Annotated in this window: 18 protein-coding genes and 1 pseudogene; 10 read left to right on the top strand and 9 right to left on the bottom strand. The window is 63.1% G+C overall.

Annotated features, from left to right (window positions below; all coding sequences use genetic code 11):
- The first annotated feature begins 119 nt into the window (after positions 1-119).
- The 4 genes from minC (at position 120) to ACUN0E_RS37125 (ending at position 2,830) form a co-directional block, all read left to right on the top strand.
- Positions 120-983, top strand: coding sequence for a septum site-determining protein MinC (minC, locus tag ACUN0E_RS37140; RefSeq protein WP_408238400.1), 864 nt, complete (start codon positions 120-122; stop codon positions 981-983).
- Between the two features lie 104 nt (positions 984-1,087).
- Entirely contained in the window at positions 1,088-1,903 is an 816-nt protein-coding gene (gene minD / locus ACUN0E_RS37135) for a septum site-determining protein MinD (protein WP_063495093.1), read from the top strand.
- Between the two features lie 14 nt (positions 1,904-1,917).
- Positions 1,918-2,181 (top strand): cell division topological specificity factor MinE, encoded by a 264-nt coding sequence (gene minE, locus ACUN0E_RS37130; RefSeq protein ID WP_028196771.1) that lies wholly within the window; start codon positions 1,918-1,920, stop codon positions 2,179-2,181.
- A 337-nt stretch (positions 2,182-2,518) separates the two neighbouring features.
- Positions 2,519-2,830, top strand: coding sequence for a YXWGXW repeat-containing protein (locus ACUN0E_RS37125; protein WP_325045780.1), 312 nt, complete (start codon positions 2,519-2,521; stop codon positions 2,828-2,830).
- A gap of 233 nt (positions 2,831-3,063) precedes the next feature.
- On the opposite strand, the gene ACUN0E_RS37120 is transcribed toward ACUN0E_RS37125, so the two are convergent.
- Entirely contained in the window at positions 3,064-4,479 is a 1,416-nt protein-coding gene (locus tag ACUN0E_RS37120) for a chloride channel protein (protein ID WP_445569733.1), read from the bottom strand.
- A 213-nt stretch (positions 4,480-4,692) separates the two neighbouring features.
- Here ACUN0E_RS37120 and waaC point away from each other — a divergent pair.
- Both waaC and ACUN0E_RS37110 read left to right on the top strand, forming a co-directional pair.
- Positions 4,693-5,702, top strand: a pseudogene (waaC, locus tag ACUN0E_RS37115) (lipopolysaccharide heptosyltransferase I).
- A 731-nt stretch (positions 5,703-6,433) separates the two neighbouring features.
- Positions 6,434-6,571: a hypothetical protein gene (locus tag ACUN0E_RS37110; protein ID WP_167363299.1), complete on the top strand. Its 138-nt coding sequence runs from the start codon at positions 6,434-6,436 to the stop codon at positions 6,569-6,571.
- Positions 6,572-6,745: 174 nt separating this feature from the next.
- On the opposite strand, the gene ACUN0E_RS37105 is transcribed toward ACUN0E_RS37110, so the two are convergent.
- From ACUN0E_RS37105 to ACUN0E_RS37085, 5 genes are all read right to left on the bottom strand, one after another.
- The gene (locus ACUN0E_RS37105) at positions 6,746-6,925 is read right to left on the bottom strand and encodes a hypothetical protein (protein WP_408219227.1); all 180 of its coding nucleotides are present in this window, start codon (positions 6,923-6,925) and stop codon (positions 6,746-6,748) included.
- 98 nt (positions 6,926-7,023) lie between these two features.
- Positions 7,024-8,331, bottom strand: coding sequence for an MFS transporter (locus tag ACUN0E_RS37100; RefSeq protein WP_408238410.1), 1,308 nt, complete (start codon positions 8,329-8,331; stop codon positions 7,024-7,026).
- Between the two features lie 268 nt (positions 8,332-8,599).
- A complete protein-coding gene (locus ACUN0E_RS37095) occupies positions 8,600-9,151 on the bottom strand; it encodes an energy transducer TonB family protein (protein ID WP_445570584.1) in 552 nt (183 codons plus the stop codon).
- 389 nt (positions 9,152-9,540) lie between these two features.
- Positions 9,541-10,947, bottom strand: a complete 1,407-nt coding sequence (gene argH / locus ACUN0E_RS37090) for an argininosuccinate lyase (RefSeq protein WP_445569732.1) — start codon at positions 10,945-10,947, stop codon at positions 9,541-9,543.
- 99 nt (positions 10,948-11,046) lie between these two features.
- Positions 11,047-11,859: a helix-turn-helix transcriptional regulator gene (locus tag ACUN0E_RS37085; RefSeq protein WP_445569731.1), complete on the bottom strand. Its 813-nt coding sequence runs from the start codon at positions 11,857-11,859 to the stop codon at positions 11,047-11,049.
- 180 nt (positions 11,860-12,039) lie between these two features.
- On the opposite strand from ACUN0E_RS37085, the gene ACUN0E_RS37080 reads away from it, so the two are divergent.
- A complete protein-coding gene (locus tag ACUN0E_RS37080; RefSeq protein ID WP_445569730.1) occupies positions 12,040-12,792 on the top strand; it encodes a class I SAM-dependent methyltransferase in 753 nt (250 codons plus the stop codon).
- 233 nt (positions 12,793-13,025) lie between these two features.
- On the opposite strand, the gene ppc is transcribed toward ACUN0E_RS37080, so the two are convergent.
- Complete coding sequence (ppc, locus tag ACUN0E_RS37075) at positions 13,026-16,268, bottom strand: phosphoenolpyruvate carboxylase (RefSeq protein WP_445569729.1); 3,243 nt, start codon at positions 16,266-16,268, stop codon at positions 13,026-13,028.
- Positions 16,269-16,672: 404 nt separating this feature from the next.
- On the opposite strand from ppc, the gene hemC reads away from it, so the two are divergent.
- From hemC to ACUN0E_RS37060, 3 genes are read left to right on the top strand one after another with little or no spacing between them, the layout of a single operon-like run.
- On the top strand, positions 16,673-17,677 hold the full coding sequence (hemC, locus tag ACUN0E_RS37070; protein ID WP_408238425.1) for a hydroxymethylbilane synthase: 1,005 nt from the start codon (positions 16,673-16,675) through the stop codon (positions 17,675-17,677).
- On the top strand, positions 17,677-19,695 hold the full coding sequence (gene hemDX, locus ACUN0E_RS37065) for a fused uroporphyrinogen-III synthase HemD/membrane protein HemX (RefSeq protein WP_445569728.1): 2,019 nt from the start codon (positions 17,677-17,679) through the stop codon (positions 19,693-19,695). Before hemC ends, hemDX begins: the two co-directional genes overlap by 1 nt.
- 2 nt (positions 19,696-19,697) lie before the next feature.
- Positions 19,698-20,888 (top strand): heme biosynthesis protein HemY, encoded by a 1,191-nt coding sequence (locus ACUN0E_RS37060; RefSeq protein WP_445569727.1) that lies wholly within the window; start codon positions 19,698-19,700, stop codon positions 20,886-20,888.
- Positions 20,889-21,096: 208 nt separating this feature from the next.
- Here ACUN0E_RS37060 and ACUN0E_RS37055 read toward each other — a convergent pair whose 3' ends face one another.
- Both ACUN0E_RS37055 and ACUN0E_RS37050 read right to left on the bottom strand, forming a co-directional pair.
- Positions 21,097-22,416: an MFS transporter gene (locus ACUN0E_RS37055; protein WP_408238434.1), complete on the bottom strand. Its 1,320-nt coding sequence runs from the start codon at positions 22,414-22,416 to the stop codon at positions 21,097-21,099.
- An 84-nt stretch (positions 22,417-22,500) separates the two neighbouring features.
- Positions 22,501-23,259, bottom strand: a complete 759-nt coding sequence (locus ACUN0E_RS37050) for an SDR family oxidoreductase (RefSeq protein WP_445569726.1) — start codon at positions 23,257-23,259, stop codon at positions 22,501-22,503.
- Positions 23,260-23,351: the final 92 nt, after the last annotated feature.

Raw genomic sequence — 23,351 nt, 5'->3', positions numbered from 1 at the left:
AATGGCCGAGGCGTGGCCACGCCATGGGTATTCAGGCCGTGGCGGCGTGCTCTCTCGGCAAAAAAGCTCGCTGCTCGTCTGGACGCCTGTAAAATACGCAAAATTTTTTGCCGAACGCTATGTCGCCCAAGAAATCGCCCTTTTTCGAACTCCGCAGCGGCTCTGTCGACACGCTCCTGTTTGTGGTCAAGACAACCGACCTCGACGCGATGCGTGCCGAACTGACCCGGCGCTTCGAAGCGACCCCCGAATTTTTCGCTAACGACGTCGTCGCGATCGACGTGCGTCGTCTCGCCGAGAATGAACGCGTGCCGCTCGCCGAGATCGCGCAACTGCTCGACAGCGTGCGGATGCGCCCGGTCGGCGTGGTGGCCAATGCACAGCAGGCGTGGGCGGCCGAATCCGCGCTGCCCTTGCTCGAAGCGCGCGACCGTCGCGGCGCTGCCGCGAAGTCAGCCGACGAGGAGGGCGCCAATGCCGCTGCTGCAGTACCGGCGGCCACCGCCGCGACGGCCACGCCGCCGGCCGATCTGTTTGAGGCCGCAGCGCTCACCCCGGCCGGCACGCGCCCGGAAAGCGGCACCCCGGCCACGGCCGCCGCGGTCGAACCGGCACCTGCTGCCGAGCCCGTGCGTCTCGCCACGTCGTCGCAGACCATGGTGGTCGACAAGCCGTTGCGCTCGGGTCAGCGCATCTACGCAAAGGGCGATCTGGTCGTGCTCGGTCTGGTGAGCTACGGCGCGGAAGTGATCGCGGAAGGCAACATCCATATTTACGCGCCGCTGCGCGGCCGGGCATTGGCCGGCGTGCAGGGCAATCACGACGCGCGCATTTTCTGCACGTGTCTCGAACCGGAACTGATCTCGATCGCGGGTATCTATCGTACGACCGAGAACCCGCTGCCGGCCGACGTGCTCGGCAAGCCGGTACAGATCTGGCTCGAAGAAGAAAAGTTGATGATTGAACCGCTGCGGCTCACCTGATCGACGTGAAGCGCGCGCTGTCCTGAACAGTCACGGCACGCGGCGTTCCACGGCAAATATGGCCGCACATAATTGACGAATTTGACGAACACAAGGTAAGGGTAATGGCAAAAATCATTGTGGTGACTTCGGGCAAGGGTGGCGTGGGCAAGACGACCACGAGCGCGAGTTTTGCATCGGCCCTCGCATTGCGTGGCAGCAAAACCGCCGTGATCGACTTCGACGTCGGCCTGCGTAACCTCGACCTCATCATGGGCTGCGAGCGCCGCGTGGTGTACGACCTGATCAACGTGATCCAGGGCGAAGCCAACCTCAACCAGGCGCTGATCAAAGACAAAAAGTGCGAGAACCTGTTCATCCTGCCGGCCTCGCAAACGCGTGACAAAGACGCGCTGACCATGGAAGGCGTTGAAAAGGTCATCAACGACCTGATCGCGATGGACTTCGAATTCATCGTCTGCGATTCGCCGGCCGGTATCGAATCGGGCGCGCTGCTCGCCATGCACTTCGCCGACGAGGCGCTGATCGTGACGAATCCGGAAGTCTCGTCGGTGCGCGACTCGGACCGTATTCTCGGCATCCTGTCGTCGAAGACCAAGCGCGCGATCGAAAGCAAGGAGCCGATCAAGGAACACCTGCTGATCACCCGCTATAACCCGAAGCGCGTGAGCGAAGGCGAGATGCTGTCGCTCACCGACATCCAGGAAATCCTGCGCATCGACCTGATCGGCGTGATCCCGGAATCGGAAGCGGTGCTGCATGCGTCGAACCAGGGGCTGCCGGCTGTGCACCTGGACGGTACGGATGTCGCCGAAGCCTATAAAGATGTCGTGTCGCGTTTCCTCGGCGAGCAGAAGTCGCTTCGCTTTACCGATTACCAGAAGCCAGGGCTGCTGCAGCGCCTCTTCGGCACCAAGTAAGGGGAGCGCACGTCATGTCGATTCTTTCGTTTTTGCTGGGCGAGAAGAAGAAGTCCGCGTCGGTAGCGAAGGAACGCCTGCAGTTGATCATCGCGCACGAGCGCGCCGGCGGCCATGCGCCTGCCGATTACCTGCCTGCGTTGCAACGCGAACTGGTGGCCGTGATTTCAAAATACGTGAAGATCTCCAACGACGATATTCGCGTGAGCCTCGAGCGTCAGGACGACCTCGAAGTGCTCGAGGTCAAGATCGAAATACCGCAGGCTGGTTCCGCATAGCGTGCTGCGCGCTCTACTTCGTTTCGTCGATGTGACGTGACGAGGTGGGGCGCGTAAGCGCTGTCTTCTCGCTGTTTCTTCTGCTGTTCAATTTGACGCGCGGATGCGGGTTCTACGCGCTGTCTGCCCCTTCGTCCTTCCCTTCTGCTCGAACGCGCTGCTTCGCCGTGTACGGCCTGCACACCTTCGCACGTTGCCGGGCCGCCCGTCGAAATGCATGGCGAAATAATCCGTTGCACTTCAGCGTGTGCCGTTACACGAGCGCAGTCAGCGTTTTTGTCCCCTCGCGCATTAAACGGATAACGCCGTATTCGGTGTCCAACTACAGAGGGAAAACATGAACAAGACCTTTCGCTTGCTGATCGCCAACGCTGTTCTGATCGCTGCTGGCGCTTCCGCTGTGGCATCCGCTTCGGCCGAGGAAGTCGTTGTGATCGCGCCGTCCGCACCGCCGGCTGTGCGTTACGAAGCCGTGCCGGCGCCGCGCGTCGGTTATGTGTGGGATCACGGTCATTGGCGTTGGGACCATGGCCGCTATGTGTGGGTCACGGGTCACTGGCAGGCCGAGCGTGTCGGCTACCACTGGGTGCCGGGTCATTGGGTCGAACACGGCCCGAACTATCGCTGGGTCCAGGGTCACTGGGCGTAAGTCGACAGGCTTCAGCAGTGTGCGGCACGGCGTGGTTGATCCCGCTCGTGCCGCTCCCATCAGTTTGACGACACGGGCGTCGCCCACGTGCTTGGCGTCGCGCTTGCCTGTGTTTCACAGGAACACATGATGAAAAAGAATCTGCTTCTGATCGCCGTACTGGCGGTCATGCTGGCCGGCTGCGTAGTTGTGCCGGCGCGGCCGCTTTATCTGCGCGCGCCGGGGGTTGTTGTCTACTGACGCGGAGCGCCGTCTTCAGCGGGAGCATCGCCGTCGATCTCGTCGACCACCACTGCTTCGGGCGCTTCGACTTCGGGGACTTCCGGCACCGGTGCGGGGGCCGGATGCGGCAGCGGCGCCATATAGCGCTCCGCCAACGACTCATACAAAGGCGGCGCGAAGAACCGCGCCACGCGGCTCGCAATCAACGCGGTGGCCATCAGCGAAATCACCAGTGCATGGCCATCGATCATCTCCATCACGATCACGAACGACGTAATCGGCGACTGCGTGACGGCGGCCAGATAGCCCACCATCGCAAGGGCGATCAGCATCGGCAATTGCATCGAGCCGAACACCATATGCAGCAGATTGCCGAAGCCCGCGCCGATCGACAGCGACGGCGCGAAGATGCCACCCGGAATGCCCGGCAGATACGAGCCGACCATCGAGATCATCTTCAGAAACGGATAGAACACGGACAGGTGCTCGTGCCCGTCGAGCAGTCCGCGCGCTTCGGCATAGCCGCTGCCGAAGGTCGTGCCACCGGAGATGAGGCCAACCACTGCGATCACGAAACCGCACAGCGCGGCGAATACGACTGGCCGCTCGCCGTGCAACTGACGCAGCGGTGCTGGAATCCAGCGTGCAGTGTTCAGCAGCAGCCAGCCGAATACGCCGCCCGCCATACCGGTAACGATCGCCGTGAGCAGAACGGCCACCGCCAGCAGGTCGGGGAAGTGCGCGCCGATCTGGATGGTGCCGAAATAGGTGTAGTTGCCGTTCAGTCCGAGCGCGATCACACCGGCGATGATGATCGCCGTAATGAGCACGCCGCTCGCGCGGGCCTCGAAGCTGCGCGTGAGTTCCTCGATAGCGAACACGATCCCCGCCAGCGGTGTATTGAACGCCGCGGACAAGCCCGCTGCCGCGCCCGCGAGCACCAGTTGCCGTTCGATCTGCGCGTTCGAGCGTGGGTACAGCCGCCGCAGATTGAACATCAGCGCCGCGCCGACCTGCACGGTCGGCCCTTCGCGGCCGATCGTGAAGCCGCCGAGAATCGCCAGAAACGACACGGCGATCTTGCCGAACAGAATCCGGAACGACAGCAGCCGTGCGCCGAATTCGCCGGGCTTGGAATGCAAGGTGGCGATGACTTGCGGAATGCCGCTGCCTTCGGCGCCACGGAAGAATTTGCGCGTGAGCCAGACGGCGAGCGCCGCGACCGCGGGCGTGACGATCAAGGGCGCCCACACGTGCTGTTGCTGCATTGCGCGGAATTCGCCGTAGCCCCAGTCGATCAGCCTTGCATAGAGTACCGCTACCAGGCCGACTGCGATCGCGCCGAGCCAGAAGACGCCATATTGCCGCCACAGGCGTCTGGCGCGCCGCACGATGCTGGAAGAGAGGGGAAGAAATGCCCGGGACATGACGATGTGCTGGCGCAAAGGGTGGATTATAAAGCGTGCCGCATTGTCATAACTGTATGAAAGTATTTTGAAATATAGTAAAAAGCTTGTTTGTAAAGTGGTCAACGTAACGCGTTGTATTAATGGCGCGCGTGGCCTACTGCGGCGTTTGGCGATGATTATTCTAATCGTCGGCTAAAATAGTTTGATGTTGGAACAACTAACAGGTCCTCAATGAAGCGAGTCCTTATCGTCAAGGTCACTTCACTCGGCGATATCGTGGAGGCGTTGCCCGTCGTCGCCGATATCAAACGCGCGTTTCCCGGCGTCGAAGTGGACTGGGCCGCAGACGAGGCATTCGCCGAAGTGGTGCATTGGAGCGAGAGCGTGGACCGCGTGCTTTGTGCGCCGCTGCGCCGCTTCAAGAAAGCGCGCCGCTGGGGCGATTTCAGGGTAATCGCGGCGTCGATCGCCGAATTACGCGCCTACCGCTACGATTTCATCATCGACATCCACGGCGTGTACAAGAGCGCGATCATCGCCTTTCTGGCACGCTCGTCGAAGCGTATTGGCTACCAGTCCCAGGATTTGGGAGAACGGGGCGCTGCATTTGCCTATACCGGGCGCTTCGGCCCGCGTCCGCAGTGCAGTGCAGTGCATGGCACGGCATGCGTATCAGTGCGGGCGAGGCGCTGGGATATGAGGTCGAAGGCCCCGCCATCTACAATCTGCGCCTGCCTGAACCGGCCGTTGCACCGTTCGCGGCTAACAGCGCGCCGGTCGCAGCACTGTTTCACGCCACCTCCAAAGACGACAAGAAGTGGCCGCTGCCCCATTGGGTGACGGTCGGTCGCGAGTTGGCGCAGCGCGGTTTTCAAGTGGTGTTGCCGTGGGGCTCGGAAGGCGAGCGAGCCGAGGCGGAGCAAATCGCGTCGGAGGTGCCGGGTTCGACCGTCCTGCCGAAGCTAAGCGTGACCGAAATCGCGCAGATGATCGACGCGTGCGCACTGGTGGTCGGCACCGACACGGGTTTCGTGCATCTGGCGCATGCATTGCAGAAGCGCACGGTGATGATCTTTGTGGCCACCTCGCCGTCGCATTGCGGCATTGAAGCGCCGTTCCGCTCGATTTCGATCGGCGACGGCCATTCGGTGCCGCCGATCGCTGAAGCACTGGAAGCGATCGATTACGTGCACAGCGAGCCACGCGCCGTCGTCATGCAGCATGGATCGGCCACAGCCTGAGCGCAGCTTCCTCGCGCTTTCGCGCAATCGTTTGGCTAAAAGAAAAGAGGCGCGACGCACAGTCGCCCAATCAAACGAGCGCTGCCACGGAACGCCTCGAAAAACGCCCGCGTCGGGGAACTACGGGCGAAGAGGAATCGTTGCAATGAACAAACTGACTCATGAACGGATTGATGCACTGAGCGGCCACATCGAGTGGCCGGCTCGGTTCTAAAGAGACCGTCCGCGGGCGGTCGAGTTCAATAGTGCATTCATCGAGGCATGCCGTGCGAATGCCGGCAGATTCGTGTGCCGCTCACCCGCGTCCCGCCGCCACTCTTTATGGCCACTCTCAGCGTTTGGATAAACATCGCGCATTACACGCCTGTTAAATCTGTCGCTTTTCGTTGAGTGCCTAATTGGCTACACGCGTTTTCTTTTGCGTGGCCTTTGACTTATCCATGGCGCATGGAAGCGCCTACCCCATACCTGCTATTCGCGCCTTGATCCGCGCGCCCGCCCTGGGCAGGGCTTGGAGGGAACCCGCATGCTTAAAGCAGTATAGGTGGTGTTTTCGTCTGACGTGAATCTGTCGTTGCCATGCTTGGGGCGCGGCCGCCTTTTGAGGTAGGGACGTGTAACACCTCAGTGATGTTCCCTTACAAATGGCAACGTTCGCACGCGGCAGGGTCGTGTTCAATCGAGTCATTCGGGGTTTCGGCTCGAATGAATCTGACTCGAAGGAGAACAATATGAAACGCTTGATTCTGACCCTGATCGCAGGCACGTTGCTCGCAACGGCGCTCGGAGGCTGCATCGTTGCGCCGGCGCCTGGCTATTACTACGGGGGCGGCGGTTACTACCATCACGGCGGCTACTACTACCGGTAATGGTTTGCGGCACGCGCCTGGCCCTGGCATGGCGCCGGGCCTTTTCTGACGGCTGCCGCTTCTTCGTTTGCCAGCAGAGGCACGCGGCAGCCGCGCAACCGCTTCAGATGACGTCAGGCCGCTTTCCGTCGCTGCGTCGCCCGACCGGGGCGCCGCAGCGTTCCAGCCGACGGCTCAGGCGAGCAGCATTTCGAAGGCGATCACCGCGGCGATGGCAGCCGCGTTCGCGGCCAGCGCTTCCACGACGATGCCTTTCCACGTTGCGGGACGAAAGCGCAGTGCCAGCAGCAGCGAACACAGCAACGCCAACGCGATGATCATCACGATGTCCGCGTTGTGAAGATGAATGTTCATCAGAGCCTCCCTGCCTGCCATAGGGTTATTTAATTCGAGTATAGGCAAGTCAAAAAGACGCGCAAGGCAGGGAATTTACCAGCGCGCCTTTCGCTCCTTCACATCAAATGTGTGTCGCGCGTTTCACGCATGCACAGCACACCGATCATGCTGACGGCCGCCGCAATCGACACATAAGCGCCCACCCACGGCAGTCCGCCGTGCGCGGCCAGCACCTGCGCGATATACGGCGCGACCGAGGCACCGAGAATCCCGCCGAGGTTGTACGACACGCCTGCACCGGTATAGCGCACATTAGTCGGAAACAGTTCCGGCAGCAGCGCGCCCATCGGGGCGAAAGTCACGCCCATCAGGAACAGTTCGATCACGAGGAACAGCAGCACCAGCGGCGTCTGTCCGCTGCCGAGCAACGGCGCCATTGTGAAACCCGACAGGATCGCCGCGATGATGCCGACGATCAGCACCGGTTTGCGGCCATAACGGTCGCTCGCCCAGGCCGACAGCGGCGTGGCGAGCGCCATGAACACAACCGCGATGCACAGCATGCCGAGGAAAGTCGGCCGGGGAATATGCAGGACCGACACACCGTACGACAGCGAAAACGTCGTGGCGTTGTAGAACAGCGTGTAGCAGACCACCATCGCCAGCGCGCCGAGGAGGGTCGGCAGCCAGTGCTGCGAGAACAGCGTGGCGATCGGCACCTTCACGCGTTCCTCGCGTTCGATGGCCGCCTTGAACGCCGGCGTCTCGGCGATTTTCAGGCGCACGTACAAGCCGAGCGCGACCAGCACCGCGCTGACGAGGAACGGCACGCGCCAGCCCCAACTGCGAAATTGTTCGTCGCTCAACGACAACGCCAAAGCGAAGAACAGACCGTTGGACGCCAGAAAGCCGATCGACGGCCCCAGTTGCGGGAACATCCCGAACCAGCCGCGTTTGCCGGCCGGCGCGTTCTCGGTGGCGAGCAGTGCCGCGCCGCCCCATTCGCCGCCAAGGCCGATGCCCTGGCCGAAACGCAGGACGCACAGCAGGATCGGCGCAAGGCTGCCGATCGAGTCATAGCCCGGCACGAAGCCGATCAGCGTGGTCGACACCCCCATCACCAGCAGCGAAGCCACCAGCGTCGATTTACGCCCGATCCGGTCGCCAAAATGACCAAAGATGAACGAGCCGATCGGCCGCGCGACGAACGCGATGCCGAACGTGACGAAAGCCGACAAAGCCTGGGCGGTCGCCGAGCCATGCGGGAAAAACACCGGGCCGATGACGAGCGCCGCGGCGGTCGCATAGACGTAGAAATCGTAGAACTCGATCGCGGTGCCGATGAAGCTCGCGAAGATAATTCGCGCGCTGCTGTTCTGCCCAGCCGCATTGGGTTGGGCCGCGGAAATCGGCGAAGTGGACATGCAGGGTCTCCCTATGTCGTGATGCCGTTGGACGCCGTACTTTTTTTATGCGGGCGGCGCGTGGTCAAGCGGCATCTTTGTTTAAGTTCGTGCGCTTCGGCGCGTCTCGCTGGCGGTTGAAGCCATGCTCGGCGCGGGCGGCGTGAGCCGTGCCGGAGGGATCCGGCTTTGAGGAATCGGAAAATTATAACGAGCGCGGGCGCGGCGCAGCAAGGCGGATAAGACTGGCTTCGCGTCCTGTCGATTTGAAGCTGTGTTGGCACCGCGTTCAGTCGATGGTCTGGGCTTGCGGCGAGGCGAACTCGCGCAACTGGAATTTGCCGTTGTCGTTGAACAGCCAGTCTTCGAACAGTTCGAGCTGGCCACGGCCGTTCAGCAATTTACCGGGCGGCTGCGGCAGCGGCGAGGCGCGTCGCAAGGTGGCGAGTGCGGTGCTTTCGGCTTCGTCGTCGCCGTTGGTGCGATACACCGACGACTGCAGCACCTCGCCATTGCTATTCACCGTGAACGACACCACGACCAGCGAGCGCAGCATCGCTTGCGGCGTGCCGTGCAACACATAGGAGGGGCTGCGTTCGATGATGCGTTTGGCGACCTCGCTGCGGTACTGATCGAGCGCGGCACTGTTGAGAGCCGCAGCCGGCGCGATAATGAGCGGGCGTTGAGGCGGCGTGATCGTGCAGCCTGCCACGGCTGCGAGCGCCAAAACCGAAACCACCGTCAACGCCGAAGTCACGCCACGTGCATGCAACAGGGACGTGCCAACGCGGGGAGCGAAGCGTCCGGTCAAGCGGTGAAGGTGACGCGTGCGGGTGAGCATCGTCGTGGAAAGCACTCAGACAGGATCTAACTTGATGGTAGTCAAAAAGCGCCAGGATGCAATTGTCGTTCACCCGCGCCGTGCGGTTCGCACGCTTGTAATAGGCTGAAATATAGCCGGATTGGTCCGCGGCCAAAACGAGCCTACACTTCAGTGGCCTCTTTCGAGAGGCATCGGTGGAAGTCTTTCATTTAGCCCGCTTCGTGCGGGCTTTCTTTTTTTTGCGCGACCTTTCGCGCAATCAATCAATCCGGGCTCGAAAACGAAAAAGGCGAACCCGTTGATGAGTTCGCCTTTGTCTTCGCGTGCCGCCTGGTGCTTGCAGCGATGCCTGCGGCAACGCGGCCTGTAAGGCACGCGTTGCCGGACGCGCTCACGCGCGCCGGGCCTTACTTCAACGCTTCCCGCGCAGCCTTGACCGCCGCGAGCACCTGCTCGGGCGCCGTGCCGCCCGGATGGTTGCGGCTCGCCACCGAACCTTCGAGCGTCAGATACGAGAACACGTCTTCGCCGATCAGATGCGCGACGTTCGGCAGTTCCTGACGCATTTCTTCCAGAGTCAGGTCGGCCAGATCGCAGCCGCGATCGGCACACACGCGAACCGCTAGCGCCACCGCCTCGTGCGCGTCGCGGAACGGCAAGCCGCGCTTGACGAGGTAGTCGGCGAGATCGGTTGCTGTGGAGAAACCTTGCAGCGCGGCGTCGCGCATGGCTTGCGGCTTGACCGAGATGCCGGCGACCATTTCAGCGAAGATGCGCAGCGTGTCCGCGACTGTATCGACGGTGTCGAACAGCGGCTCCTTGTCTTCCTGGTTGTCCTTGTTGTACGCGAGCGGCTGGCCTTTCATCAAGGTCAGGAGCGCGATCAGATGGCCGTTCACGCGGCCCGTCTTGCCACGCGCCAGTTCGGGCACGTCCGGATTCTTCTTCTGCGGCATGATCGACGAACCGGTACAGAAACGGTCGGCCAGATCGATGAAGCCCACGCGCGGGCTGACCCACAGCACGAGTTCTTCGGAGAAGCGCGACACGTGCGTCATGACCAGTGCCGACGCGGCCGTGAATTCGATCGCGAAGTCACGATCGGACACCGCGTCCAGCGAATTCGCGCAGATGCCGTCGAAGCCCAGCGTCTTCGCCACAGCATGACGGTCGATCGGATAGCTGGTGCCGGCCAGAGCGGCTGCGCCCAGCGGCAGACGATTCACGCGCTTGCGGCAATCCACCATACGCTCGGCGTCGCGCGAGAACATTTCAACGTAAGCCATCAGGTGATGACCGAACGTGACCGGTTGCGCGACTTGCAGGTGCGTGAAGCCCGGCATGATGGTTGACGCGTTCTTTTCCGCCATGTCGAGCAGGGCCGTGCGCAATTCCGTCAGCAGGCCGCCGATGCGGTCGATTTCGCCGCGCAGCCACAGACGGATGTCGGTCGCGACCTGGTCGTTACGCGAGCGTCCCGTGTGCAGGCGCTTGCCGGCGTCGCCGATCAGCGCGGTCAGACGCGCTTCGATGTTCAGGTGGACGTCTTCCAGATCGAGTTGCCACTCGAACTCGCCTCGCTCGATTTCGCCCTTGATCTGCGCCATGCCGCGTTGGATCGCGGCGAGGTCGTCGTCGGCAATGATCTTCTGCGCGGCCAGCATCGAGGCGTGCGCGAGCGACCCTTCGATATCGACGAGCGCCAGACGCTTGTCGAAGAAAACCGACGACGTGTAGCGTTTGACGAGCTCCGACATCGGCTCCGAGAAGCGAGCCGACCAGGCTTCGCCTTTTTTGTGCAGTTGGGACGTCATGGTGTTTGGCAGTTGAGCGAGCGGTGAAGAGGCTGACGGCGTTTGCATCAGTGCAAAGGCGCCGCCGAAGCGAAGAAAGACGGTGATTTTAACACTGGGCTATTCCCGCACCAGCACCACCAGCTTCAGATCCTCGCGATGGGCGGGCTTGAAGGTGATCTGGTCGTAGACGATGCGGCCGTCGCGCGGATGATTGAATTCGCGCCGGCCGCCCTCGCGGCCGCCCACGTCCTGCGACGCCCAGAAGCGGGCGAACGCGTCGCTGGCGGTGGTGAGCGAGTCGATCAGCCCGCGGGTGGGGGCGTCGTTCAGATGGCGGATCGAGTCGGCGCGGAATTCGGCGGCGAGGCGCCGCGCGCGCGTTTCCCAGTCGACGATCAGCGCGCGGGCGGCCGGTTCGGTGAAGGTGTAGCGCAGCAGATTACGGTCGTGCGTGCCGTCCAGCCAGCCGACGAACAGGTCGGCGGCGCGCGCGTTCCAGGCGAGTGCGTTCCACTGCCGGTCGAGCACGTAAGCCGGCGCGTTCACGAGTTGCACCGTTTCCAGCAGGGTGGCGGGCGCGTCGGCGGCGGCCGGATCGGGCTCGGCCGGGTCGCGCTGGGCGGCCAGCTCGAACAGATAGGCCCGCTCCGCGCGCGACAGTTGCAATGCGACGGCAATCCGCGCCAGCGCCTCGGCAGAAGCGGAGACGGGGCGTCCCTGTTCGATCCACGTGTACCAGGTCGGGCTCACGCCACACAGCTGCGCGACCTCCTCGCGGCGCAAGCCGGGCGTGCGCCGGCGAGGGCCCGGCGGCAGGCCGAGCGCTTGCGGCGTGAGCCGTTCGCGGTGAGCGCGGATGAAATCGCCGAGCGCGCGGGCAGGCGTGGCGTCGAGCGGCGGCGGGTTGTCGGCGGAGGACGGCGTGGTCATTCTTGTCAGGCAGCGCGTGGAAGGGGGCAGTGTGGGGGTGGTGTTATTGATACCAGAATAATCGCTTAACTTGTACTGGTACACGGCGGGCTCTATTGTAACGGCTGGAGCGGTGCAGTGCCGTCCAGACCAACCTGGCCCAAGCCCAGCCCAAGCCCACCTAGATAACCGGAGCCTTCCATGAAGCACCACGATCAAGTTGCCGACGCCTTCGGCTCGACCGCAGCCGCGTATTTGACGAGTCAGACGCATGCCACCGGCGCCGATCTGCAGACGCTGGCCACGTCGATCGCCGTGACGCCGGACGCGAAGGTGCTCGACATGGGCTGCGGGGCGGGTCACGCGAGTTTCGCGGTGGCGCCGCACGCAAAAGAAGTGGTCGCGTACGACATCGCGCCGCAAATGCTGGCGACGGTCGAAGGCGCGGCGAAGGATCGCGGCCTGACCAACATCCGCACGCAACAGGGCGCGGCTGAAACGCTGCCGTTCGAAAACGATTCGTTCGACTGGATCATTAGCCGGATGAGCGCGCATCACTGGCACGACGTGCCGCTTGCCTTGGCCGAAGTGCGGCGCGTGTTGAAGCCGGCCGGCAAAGTGCTGTTCATCGACATCGCCGGCGCCGATCATCCGCTGCTCGACACGCATATTCAGGCAGTGGAAGTATTGCGCGATGGCTCGCATATCCGCGATTACCGCGCTGACGAATGGATTGCATTCTTCGAAGCGGCTGGTTTCAAGGCATCGATTCGCGAGCGTTGGCGCATCGCGATCGAGTTCAGCTCGTGGGTGGCGCGCATGCGCACGCCGGAGCCGCGTGTGGTGGCGATTCGCTCGCTGTGGAGCAATTCGCCCGATGAGGTGCGCCAGTATTTCGACGTGCAGGAAGATGGCTCGTTCAAGCTCGACGCGCTGATGGTCGAGGCTCAATGAGTTGACGCGGCGAGTTGCAACGCGTGAGCAAAGTGCGACTCGGCGGCGAATAATGCACAGGATCCCGGGGGGCGTTTCGGGGCAACGGTGCCGGGTTCGGTCCGCGCCGGAAAAACTGAAGCCGGGCACGGTCAACTGACCCATGTCCGGCTTCTTTTTTTCATCAATCTCAGCCGGACGCGGGTTAGTTCACCCTATCCGGCTGAGACTCGAAACCAACTGCAACCGCTGGCTTAGCCCGTATTACGCAGCCCCGCCGCAATCCCGTTGATGCTCAAATGAATCCCGCGCCGCACGCGCGCGTTGGTATCGCCCGCACGGTGACGTTTGAGCAATTCAACTTGCAAGTGATTCAACGGATCGAGATACGGGAAACGGTTCTTGATCGAACGCGCGAGCAACGGATTCTCCGCGAGCCGTTCGCTCTTGCCGGTAATCTCCGACAACACCTTCGATGTACGCTCCCATTCCGCGACGATCCGGTCGAACACGTGCTTGCGCAGCTTCTTGTCGGACACGAGCTGTGCGTAGCGCGAGGCCACCGCGAGATCGGTCTTTGCCAGCACCATATCCATGTTGGAGAGCAGGTTCGCGAAGAACGGCCAGGTCTTGTGCATTTTCTTGAGCAGCGCAAGACGGCGGGTGCGCTCGGCGTCGCTCGGTGCGCTGTCCAGATGCGCGGCCACCGCGCTGCCGAAACCGTACCAGCCGGTCAGCAGCAAACGGCATTGGCCCCATGAGAAGCCCCACGGAATCGCGCGCAGGTCTTCGATCTTGCGTTGCTTCGGGTCCTGCAACTTGCGTGAAGCCGGACGGCTGCCGATGTTCAGTTCGGCGATCTCCGAGATCGGCGTCGACTCGAAGAAATACTCCTTGAAGCCCGGCGTTTCGTAGACCAGCGCGCGATACGACGCCATCGCCGCGTCGGACAATTGCTGCATCGTTTCTTCGAAGGCGGGCAGTTGCGCGGGCGCATTGCCGTGTGGCAACAACGAGGCTTCGAGCGTCGCGGCCACCACCGTTTCCAGATTGCGCCGACCGATTTCCGGATTGCCGAACTTGCTGGCGATCACTTCGCCTTGCTCGGTCAAACGGATCTGGCCGTCGACGGTGCCCGGCGGCTGCGACAGAATCGCCTGATAGGTCGGACCGCCGCCACGGCCAACCGTGCCGCCGCGTCCATGGAACAGGCGCAAGGTCACGCCGCGTTGGTTGAACAGCGACACGAGTGCAAGTTCGGCGCGGTACAACTCCCAGTTCGACGTCAGGAAGCCGCCGTCCTTGTTGCTGTCCGAATAGCCGAGCATCACTTCCTGCTCGTTGCCCTGATGTTCAATCAGTGCGTCGACGCCTGGCAGCGCGATCAGATCGCGCATGATGTGCGGCGCGTTGCGCAAGTCGGGGATCGTCTCGAACAGCGGGATCACCATCAAGCCGGCTCGCGCCGGATCGTTCGCGTCGCCCAGACGGCCATGCAGCAGGCCGGTTTCCTTTTGCAACAACATCACTTCGACCAGATCGCTGACGGTCTCGGTGTGCGAAATGATGTAGTTGCGCACCGCGCGCGCGCCGAACTTCTCGCGCGTGATGCGGGCTTCTTCGAGCACGCCGAGTTCGCTCTTCACGAGATCGGAGTACTCGGCATACGGCAAACGCAATGGGCGCGGTTGAGCCAGTTCGGCGAGCAGTACCTTGAGCTTGTCTTCTTCGGAGAGTGACGCGTAGTTTTCTTCGACGCCCGCGCGTTTCAGCAACTCGGCGATCACCGCTTCATGGATGTCGGAGCTTTGGCGCAAGTCGATACTTGCCAGATGGAAGCCGAACACTTCGGCGGCGCGCGCGAGCGGCGACAGACGCGGCGTAGCGAGCGGCGCGCCATGATGTTCGGCGAGCGAATCGATCAGCACATGCAGGTCGCGCACGAATTCGGCGGAGTCGCCGTACGGTTTGGCGCGCACCGGTGCCGCGCCGCGGCCCGCGCTGCGCACCGGCACGCTGCCTTCGCCGAGACGCACGCGCGCACTTGCGGCGAGCCGTGTGTACATGCCGATCAAGGCGCGGCGATACGGTTCGTCGGTACGGTGCGGCGACTGGTCGGGCGAGGCGGCCGCGAGTTCTTTCAACGCGTTGCTTGCGCCGGCCAGCAGGTTCGACACCGACAACTCGGCGCCCAACTTGTGCACCTGCTCCATATAGTGTTCGAAGATCACCGCGGCCTGGCGGGTGATCGCGTGCTCGAGCGTTTCGGCCGTGACGTTCGGATTGCCGTCGCGATCGCCGCCGATCCAGCTGCCCATCTGGAAGAACGGCGGCAGACGCGCCGCGAGGCCATGTTCGGCGAGCGCTTCTTCGATATCGGCATAGAGCGCCGGAATTTCTTCGAGGAAGGTCGCGCGGTAATACGACAGCGCGTTTTCGATTTCATCGGCAACGGTCAGCCGCGAATCGCGCAGCATCCGCGTTTGCCAGAGCGACGTGACGCTTGCACGCAGCATGGCTTCGTTATGCGCGCGTTCGCGGTTGGTCAACTGCTGATCACGTTCGGCCAGGAGGCGCGCGACGTCGTGCTGCGCGTCCAGAATGCTCTTGCGCTGCACTTCTGTTGGGTGCGCGGTCAGCACCGGCACGATCAGCGCGTCGTTGAAGAACTGCTGCAGCACCGGCGTTGCAGCGGCACCCGCTTCGACGAGCCGTTCGAGCGCATGCGCCATGGTGCCCGGTTGCGAGGTGGAGCCGGCCAGCGCGTGAATCCGGTGGCGGCGATTGCGGTGGCGGTCTTCAGCGATATTCGCAAGATGCGAGAAGTAGCTGAACGCGCGCACCACGCTGACCGTTTGCTCCGGACTCAGCGAACGCAGTTTCTTGTCGAGCGTCTGCGCGGCGGCGTTGTCGTCCTCGCGGCGAAAACGCACGGCGGTCTGGCGGATCGTTTCCACGACGTCGAATACCGCGTCGCCTTCCTGTTCGCGCAGCACGTCGCCGAGCAGGCGTCCCAGATAGCGGATGTCCTGAAACAGCGGATGGTCCTTGTCCTCACGCGTGCGGCCGCTGCTTTTCGACGCGGGCACGACCGTATTCTGTGAAACGGCTTGCAGCTTGGGCGCTTTGGCGGCTTGCGGCGCGGCTTCGCTCACGACGACCTTAACCTTCGGGGACTTGGCTTTGGCCGGTTTCAGCGCCTGGGCCGCGTTCGCGGTTTGCGTCGCCTTACCTGTCCTGACGGCCTTCACCGCCTTGTCCGTCTTCACCGCCTTGTCCGCCTTGGCGGGCGACGAGGCTTTGGCGGACCTGGTGGCTTTGGCGATATGAGCGGCCTGGGTTGCCGTGGCCGCTTTGCCGGCGCGTTTGGCCGGTGTGGACTGGGCAGCCGTTGTTGTGGAGGCAGAAGCGGCGGGTGCCGTGGCGGCGTCGGCCGCTTGAGCATTGGGCGATGCAGTGTTGCGGCGGGCAGGGCGCGCCGATCCGGAAGACGTCACGATGGGTTTCCTCAGGGAAGCCAGGGTCTGTTGAGTGATGAACTGCTACTGCGGAACTGCTCTATGAACTGCAACGTGAACTGCGCGAAACGGTATGCGCCGATGGCAATACGCCGGAGAGGTGGCCGCGCGCATGGTGCGCAAAACGCACGAGCCGCGTGACGCGCATTGCATGCACGCCAGGCACCCGGGGCAGGTTGCGCCGCATTGCATCATCCCGCATGCCACGCCCCGGTGCGCGAACGACCGTGCTTGAACAGGCTGGGATGGGGCAGGCGCGCGCTGCGCGAGGCCCGTCTCCTCCATCGATACCGTGCCGGCACGGCGCTCCGCTGTGCTTTGAGACACGGGGTCGCGTGCTAACATTGATTGTTATTACATCCCGTCATTCGATCAGCAAGCTAATGAACACCGAGACGTTTTCTACGCCACCCCACACGCTTGTGATTGCGTCGCGAGAAAGCCGCCTTGCCATGTGGCAGGCGGAGCATGTGCGATGTGCGCTGCACAAATTATATCCATCTTGTGACGTAAAAATCCTCGGAATGACGACACGTGGCGATCAAATTCTCGATCGCACTTTGTCGAAGGTTGGTGGTAAGGGCCTTTTCGTCAAGGAACTGGAAGCCGCGCTGGCCGACGGCCGCGCCGACCTGGCCGTCCACTCGCTTAAAGACGTGCCGATGGAATTGCCCGCGGGCTTTGCGCTGTCCACCATCATGGAACGCGAAGATCCCCGCGACGCGCTGGTGTCCAACGATTACGACTCGCTTGCCGCGCTGCCAGCCGGCGCCGTGGTCGGCACCTCCAGCCTGCGCCGCGAGGCCATGCTGCGCATGCGTTACCCGCACCTTGTGGTGCGGCCGTTGCGCGGCAATCTGGACACGCGCCTGTCGAAACTCGATCGCGGCGACTATGCGGCGATCATTCTGGCGGCAGCCGGCTTGAAGCGTTTGGGTCTCGGCGAGCGCATCCGCGCACTGCTTGATCCCGAAGACAGCTTGCCCGCAGCCGGTCAGGGCGCGCTCGGCATCGAGATTCGCGCCGATCGCGCGGACCTCGCGGCATGGCTTGCGCCGCTGCATCACGAACATACGGCTGCGGCCGTTGAAGCTGAGCGGATGGTCTCGCGCGCCCTCGGCGGCAGTTGCGAAGTGCCGCTCGCGGCTTATGCGCATTGGCATGACGGCGCGCTGCATCTGCGCGGCATCGTCGCTACCCCTGACGGCCAGCGTGTCTTGAGCGCGCAGGCATCGGCGCCGGCGCCCACCGTCGAACGTGCTATCGCGCTCGGCCAGGAAGTGGCGAGCGCACTCGAACAGCAAGGCGCGATGGAAATCGTCCGCGCGCTGAGCACGGCCAGCGGTCCCGCAGCAGGGGCCGCGGATAGCGCGGCGACCGGCGAGTGATGGCGGCCGATACCCCGGGCAACGCATCCTCATCCGCCGGCAAGGCGGTGTTCACGGTCGTGATTACGCGACCGGCCGGTCAGTCGAACGACATGATCGCGCAACTCGCGGCGGCGGGCATTGCCGTGCTCGACTTTCCGCTGATCGACATCGCGCCTGTCACCGACGAAGCGCCGTTGCGCGCAGCGCTGGCCTCTCTGGAACGCTATGCACTGGTGGTGTTCGTCTCGCCCAATGCGGTCGATCACGCGTTCGCCAAGAGCGATGCGATCTGGCCGCACGCGCTGCCGATCGGTGTAGTCGGGCCGGGCAGTGTGCAGGCGCTGGCGCGCCACGGCGTCGCGGCGCCGGCGTACAACGTCATCAGCCCGCCGTCCGTAGCCGACGAGGATACGGCGCGTTTCGATTCCGAAGGCCTGTTCGCGGCGATCGATACCGCGCTTGGCGCGGGCGCGCTCGAAGGCAAGCGCGTCCTGATCGTGCGCGGCGACGGCGGCCGCGAATGGCTCGCCGACCGCTTGCGCGAGGCAGGCGCCGAAGTCGAGACGGTTGCGGCCTATCGGCGCCTCGTACCGGAACCGTCGATCGGCGGCTGGGCACGCGTGCACGCATTGCTTGCCGGCGAGCCGCACGCCTGGTTGCTCACGAGTTCCGAAGGTGTGCGCAATCTGCATGAACTCGCACAAGAGCATCTGACCGCCGGCGAAATCGCGCAACTGAAGCGCGCCAGTCTGGTCACGCCGCATCCCCGTATCGCGCAGACCGCGCGGGCATTGGGTTTTGATAGCATTACGGTGTCCGGTGCGGGCGATGATCGCATTGCCCGCGCCTTGCTTGCCGCCGTCCCGACCGTTGTTCAACCGGTACCGTCCAACCCGGCTCATTCACCGGCTAAATCACGCATGACTGAAACGAACGCATCCACGAACGCTTCACCCCAGCCGGCCGCAACCAGCGCGTTGCCGCCGAATCCACCCTTCACGCCCTACGAAGCGCAAAAGCGCCGCAGCGCGAGCGGACCGCTGCTGTGGTTTGTCGTCGTGATCATTGCTTGTGCGGCGGGCGTGGGCGGCTACGCGCTCAATCGCAAGGTGGAGCGCACCGAGCAACAGCTCGTGCAACGCCAGCAGGCGAACGACGCGCAGACCAGCGAACTGCGCGTCAAGACCGATCAGGCGCTGGCCACGGTGCATCAGTCCGACTCGCAGGTCGCGCAACTCGAAGGCAAACTCGCTGACGCGCAAACCGCGCAGCAGGCGCTGCAGCAGCAATACACCGATCTCGCCCGCAATCGCGACGACTGGACGATGGCTGAGGTCGGCCAGATGCTGTCGGCCGCGAGCCAGCAGTTGCAGCTCACCGGCAATACGCAACTCGCGCTGTTCGCGCTGCAAAGCGCGGACACGCGTCTCGCCGCCTCGGATAGCCCGCAGGCCGTCACCGTCCGCAAGGCGATCGCGCAAGACATCGACAAGCTGAAGGCCGCGCCTTCCACGGATCTGACCGGTATGGCGATCAAGCTCGACAATGCGATCGACCAGGTCGACAGCCTGCCGCTCTCTGGCGAAGCGCCGATTGCCCATGCCACGCCGAAGGCCGCCACCTGGGCCGACACGGCAAAGGTGGCCGCGGCCACTGGCGAGCCGCGCTGGAAAGTGTGGTGGCGTGAAGTCACGACCGGCATCGGCCAGCAGTTGACGAGTCTCGTGCAAGTACGCCGTATCGACAACGCCGACGCCATGCTCGTCACGCCCGATCAAGGCTACTTTGTGCGAGAGAATCTGAAGCTGCGTTTGCTGTCGGCGCGGCTTGCGTTGCTCTCGCGCAACCAGACCACGCTGAAGTCCGACCTGCAGGCGGCGCAAGCGGCGCTCACGCGCTACTTCGACAACACGTCGAAGAAAACGCAGACCGTGGCCGATCTGGTCAAGCAGGTGGATGCAGGCTCGGCCGCAGTTGAACTGCCGAATCTGAACACCAGCCTGCAGGCCGTCAATCAATACCGGAGCCGAGGCTAATCATGGCAATCCGGGGACTTCTATGGCTCGCGTTGCTGTTCGCCATCGCGGTGGTGCTGGCGGTGGTCGGGCGCTTCGACATGGGGCAGGTGCTGCTGATCTATCCGCCGTACCGCGTCGACATCTCGTTGAATCTGTTCGTGGTCGGGCTGGTGGTGCTGTTCATCCTGCTGTATGCGCTGCTGCGCATCGTGCGCAATATCTGGCGCATGCCACAGCGCGTGGCTGCCTATCGCGCGCGCGCGCGTGTCGCGAAGGCGCACGCTGCATTGCGTGACGCGATCGGCAATCTGTACGCGGGGCGTTTCTCGCGCGCTGAAAAAGCCGCGAAAGATTCGCTCACGAATGGCGACAACAAGGGTGCGGCCGGTTTGATCGCGGCCACCGCGGCGCATCGCATGCATGAATATGCGCGGCGCGACGAATGGCTCGCCCAGATCGACGAAGCCGATTGGCAGGACGCACGCCTGATGGCCACCGCCGACATGCGTGCCGACGGCCGCGACGCGGACGGCGCGCTGACCGCGCTCACCGAAATGCAGTCGCAGGGCGCCCGGCGGATTCACGCGCAGCAGATCACGTTGCGCGCGCAACAGCAATTGAAGAACTGGGGCGAAGTGCTCAAGCTCGTCAAGACGCTGGAAAAACGGGAAGCGATCCATCCGGCGGTGGCGGTGCGTTTGCGTCAGCTCGCGGCGGAAAACCTCTTGCGCGACCGGCGTCATAACGCTGATGCGCTGCTGGAGTTGTGGAATTCGCTGTCGGCTACTGAGCGTCATTCGCCGCGTCTCGCCGATCTCGCCGCTGAACTGCTGGTGTCGCTGAATCGTCCGCAGGAAGCACGCAAGATCGTCGAAGAAGCGCTGGCGCAGAACTGGGACGCGCGTCTGCTGCGCCGTTATCCGGACACGGCCGGGGGCGACGCGTTGCCGCTGATCCAGAAGGCCGAAGGGTGGCAGAAGGATCGCCCGGAAGACGCGGATCTGATGTTCGCCCTAGGCCGCTTGTGTTTGCATCAGCAGTTGTGGGGCAAGGCGCAATCGTTCCTCGAGCGCGCGCTGAAACTGGCCGACAACGAGACGCTGAAGATTCGTTCGCATCGCGCGTTGGCGCGTTTGCATGAACAGCTCGGTGACTCCGATAAGGCGAGCCAGCATTATCGTGAGAGCGCGTTGGCAATGAATATCGTTTGATGCTTTGATCGCTGCGGCGTTTGTTTGATCGCGTGCTGCAGTAGATGGAAAAAAGCCCCCGACGATGGACGCCGAGGGCTTTTTCGTTTGTGATGCGTGGAGCGTATTACGTGAACCGGCGTTCGCGCCCCGCGACTCATGGCTCGTGACGAGCGGTGTTTGACGGCGCTTCCGGCGCTTCCTGCGTTACGTCACGAAGCGAGCCGCCTCACTTATTGACCATCTTCGCAGGCACACTGACCGCCAGCAAACCGCCGAGGATCATGAACGCCGCCAGCATATACATGCCGGAGTCGTTTGCGGCCGTTGCCTGCTTCAACCAGCCGACCGCGTACGGGCTGAGAAAGCCCGCGAGATTGCCGATCGAATTGATCATCGCGATGCCGGCTGCCGCGCCCGTGCCGGCGAGGATCGCCGTCGGCAAACTCCAGAACAGCGGCAGGGTGGTCAGGATGCCCATGGTCGCGAGCGTGAGCGAAGCCATGGCCAGCACCGTGTTGTGCGCCCATACCACGGAGAGCACGAGGCCAATCGCCCCGGCGAATGCCGGCAATGCGATATGCCAGCGCCGCTCGCGCAGGCGGTCCGCGCTGCGCGATACGAACACCATCGCGACCACCGCCGCCGCAAACGGAATTGCGGACAGCAGGCCGATCATGAACGAGTCTGTCACGCCGGTCGCCTTGATGATGGTCGGCAGCCAGAAGCTCACGCCATACAGGCCCATCACGAACGAAAAATACGTGAGGCTCAGCATCAGTACGCGGCCGCTTGTGAGCACCTGACGAATCGGCATGTCGTGCTTGGTGGCTTCTTCGGCCGACACCTGGCGTTCGAGCAATTCCTTCTCTTCGCTGGTGAGCCACTTGGCCTTCGAGACGCGGTCGTCGAGCATCAGGAACACCATGATCCCGACGATCACCGAGGGGATCCCTTCGAGCAGAAACAGCCACTGCCAGCCATGCCAGCCGTTCATGCCGTTGAAGCTCTTGAGGATATAGCCCGACACCGGGCCGCCGATCACGCCGGACAACGCGATGGCGGTCATGAACCAGGTAGTCATGCGGCCACGACGATGCGACGGATACCAGTAGGTGAGATACAGGATGATGCCGGGGAAGAAGCCCGCTTCGGCGAGACCGAGCAGGAAGCGCATGACGTAGAACATGGCCGGCGTGGTGACGAACATGGTCAGCATCGAGATCACGCCCCACGACACCATGATCCGCGCGATCCACACGCGTGCGCCCACTTTGTGCAGGATCACGTTGCTCGGAATTTCGAAGATGAAATAGCCGACGAAGAAAATCCCCGCGCCGAATCCGTAAACCGCGTCGCTCAGGCCGAGATCGGTGGTCATTTGCAGCTTGGCGAAGCCGACGTTGACGCGGTCGAGATACGCGACCACGTAGCAGAGCATCAGAAGCGGCGCGAGCCGCCAGGTGACCTTGCGGTAGGTCGCCTCTTCGAACGTTGAAGGTGGCGCCCCCGCGCCGGGGTGGTGGAGCGGATTTGCGGGACTAGCCATGGTGTCTCCTTTTTTCTTGTGGAAATGAAGTACCGCCGTCGATCGCGATTCTAGCCGTGCAGGATGGTTTGGTTTGCATGGCGTTTACACGCAGCGCCCGCCGTCCACTTCGAGACACACGCCGGTGATGAACTCCGCCTCGTCCGAGGCGAGGTACAGCGCCGCGTTGGCGATATCCTGCGGCGTCGAGAAACGCCCGAGCGGAATGCCGGCGAGAAAGCGCTTGCGGTTTTCCGGCGTATCTTCGACGCCCATGAATTCCGACAACAGCCCCGTCTCGCCCATAACGGGATTCACACAGTTCACCCGAATGCGGTCCGGGCCCAGCTCGACGGCGAGCGACTTGCTGGCGATGATCACCGCGCCCTTGCTGCCGTTGTACCAGATGAGGCCCGGTCGCGGCCGGACGCCGGCCGTCGACGCGATATTGATGAAAACACCGCCGCCTTGCTGGCGGAAATACGGCACGAACTCCTGCACGCTCCAGTAGATGCTTTTGACATTGACCGTATAGACGCGGTCGAACTCGGCTTCCGTCACGTCAAGCACCGGTTTGTTGCGATGCGTCGTGCCGGCATTGTTGACGACGATCTGTACGCTGCCGAAGTCTTCGAGCGCGGCCTCGCGCAGCCTCTGCCAGTCTTCGCGTTGCGTGACGTTGCCGGTCACCGCGATCGCCTTGCCGCCGGCGAGAGCGATTTCGCTCGCCACGCGTTCGGCCGCCGGACCGTTCAGATCGTTGATCACCACGTTCGCGCCTTCGCGCGCGTAGGTCTTCGCGATACCTTCGCCGAAACCCGAGCCGCCACCCGTGACGATGGCCGTTTTACCTGTCAACCGCATGATGTCTCCGTTGTTTGTTGTGGATGGTGATGCGCCTACGTCTGTTTGTTGCCGTTTGTTGCTGTCTGCTGGGAATGCGAGTGCCTGACTAA

This window comes from Paraburkholderia sp. D1E, assembly GCF_052682275.1.
The sequence above is the reverse complement of the archived record's forward strand: the minus strand, read 5'-3'. Positions and strand labels throughout refer to the sequence as shown.

Bases quoted from the DNA above. Each gene is read 5' to 3' on its own strand.
- minC (WP_408238400.1), top strand. From the start codon at position 120: ATGTCGCCCAAGAAATCGCCCTTTTTCGAACTCCGCAGCGGCTCTGTC.
- minD (WP_063495093.1), top strand. From the start codon at position 1,088: ATGGCAAAAATCATTGTGGTGACTTCGGGCAAGGGTGGCGTGGGCAAG.
- minE (WP_028196771.1), top strand. From the start codon at position 1,918: ATGTCGATTCTTTCGTTTTTGCTGGGCGAGAAGAAGAAGTCCGCGTCG.
- ACUN0E_RS37125 (WP_325045780.1), top strand. From the start codon at position 2,519: ATGAACAAGACCTTTCGCTTGCTGATCGCCAACGCTGTTCTGATCGCT.
- ACUN0E_RS37120 (WP_445569733.1), bottom strand. From the start codon at position 4,479: ATGTCCCGGGCATTTCTTCCCCTCTCTTCCAGCATCGTGCGGCGCGCC.
- ACUN0E_RS37110 (WP_167363299.1), top strand. From the start codon at position 6,434: ATGAAACGCTTGATTCTGACCCTGATCGCAGGCACGTTGCTCGCAACG.
- ACUN0E_RS37105 (WP_408219227.1), bottom strand. From the start codon at position 6,925: ATGAACATTCATCTTCACAACGCGGACATCGTGATGATCATCGCGTTG.
- ACUN0E_RS37100 (WP_408238410.1), bottom strand. From the start codon at position 8,331: ATGTCCACTTCGCCGATTTCCGCGGCCCAACCCAATGCGGCTGGGCAG.
- ACUN0E_RS37095 (WP_445570584.1), bottom strand. From the start codon at position 9,151: ATGCTCACCCGCACGCGTCACCTTCACCGCTTGACCGGACGCTTCGCT.
- argH (WP_445569732.1), bottom strand. From the start codon at position 10,947: ATGACGTCCCAACTGCACAAAAAAGGCGAAGCCTGGTCGGCTCGCTTC.
- ACUN0E_RS37085 (WP_445569731.1), bottom strand. From the start codon at position 11,859: ATGACCACGCCGTCCTCCGCCGACAACCCGCCGCCGCTCGACGCCACG.
- ACUN0E_RS37080 (WP_445569730.1), top strand. From the start codon at position 12,040: ATGAAGCACCACGATCAAGTTGCCGACGCCTTCGGCTCGACCGCAGCC.
- hemC (WP_408238425.1), top strand. From the start codon at position 16,673: ATGAACACCGAGACGTTTTCTACGCCACCCCACACGCTTGTGATTGCG.
- hemDX (WP_445569728.1), top strand. From the start codon at position 17,677: ATGGCGGCCGATACCCCGGGCAACGCATCCTCATCCGCCGGCAAGGCG.
- ACUN0E_RS37060 (WP_445569727.1), top strand. From the start codon at position 19,698: ATGGCAATCCGGGGACTTCTATGGCTCGCGTTGCTGTTCGCCATCGCG.
- ACUN0E_RS37055 (WP_408238434.1), bottom strand. From the start codon at position 22,416: ATGGCTAGTCCCGCAAATCCGCTCCACCACCCCGGCGCGGGGGCGCCA.
- ACUN0E_RS37050 (WP_445569726.1), bottom strand. From the start codon at position 23,259: ATGCGGTTGACAGGTAAAACGGCCATCGTCACGGGTGGCGGCTCGGGT.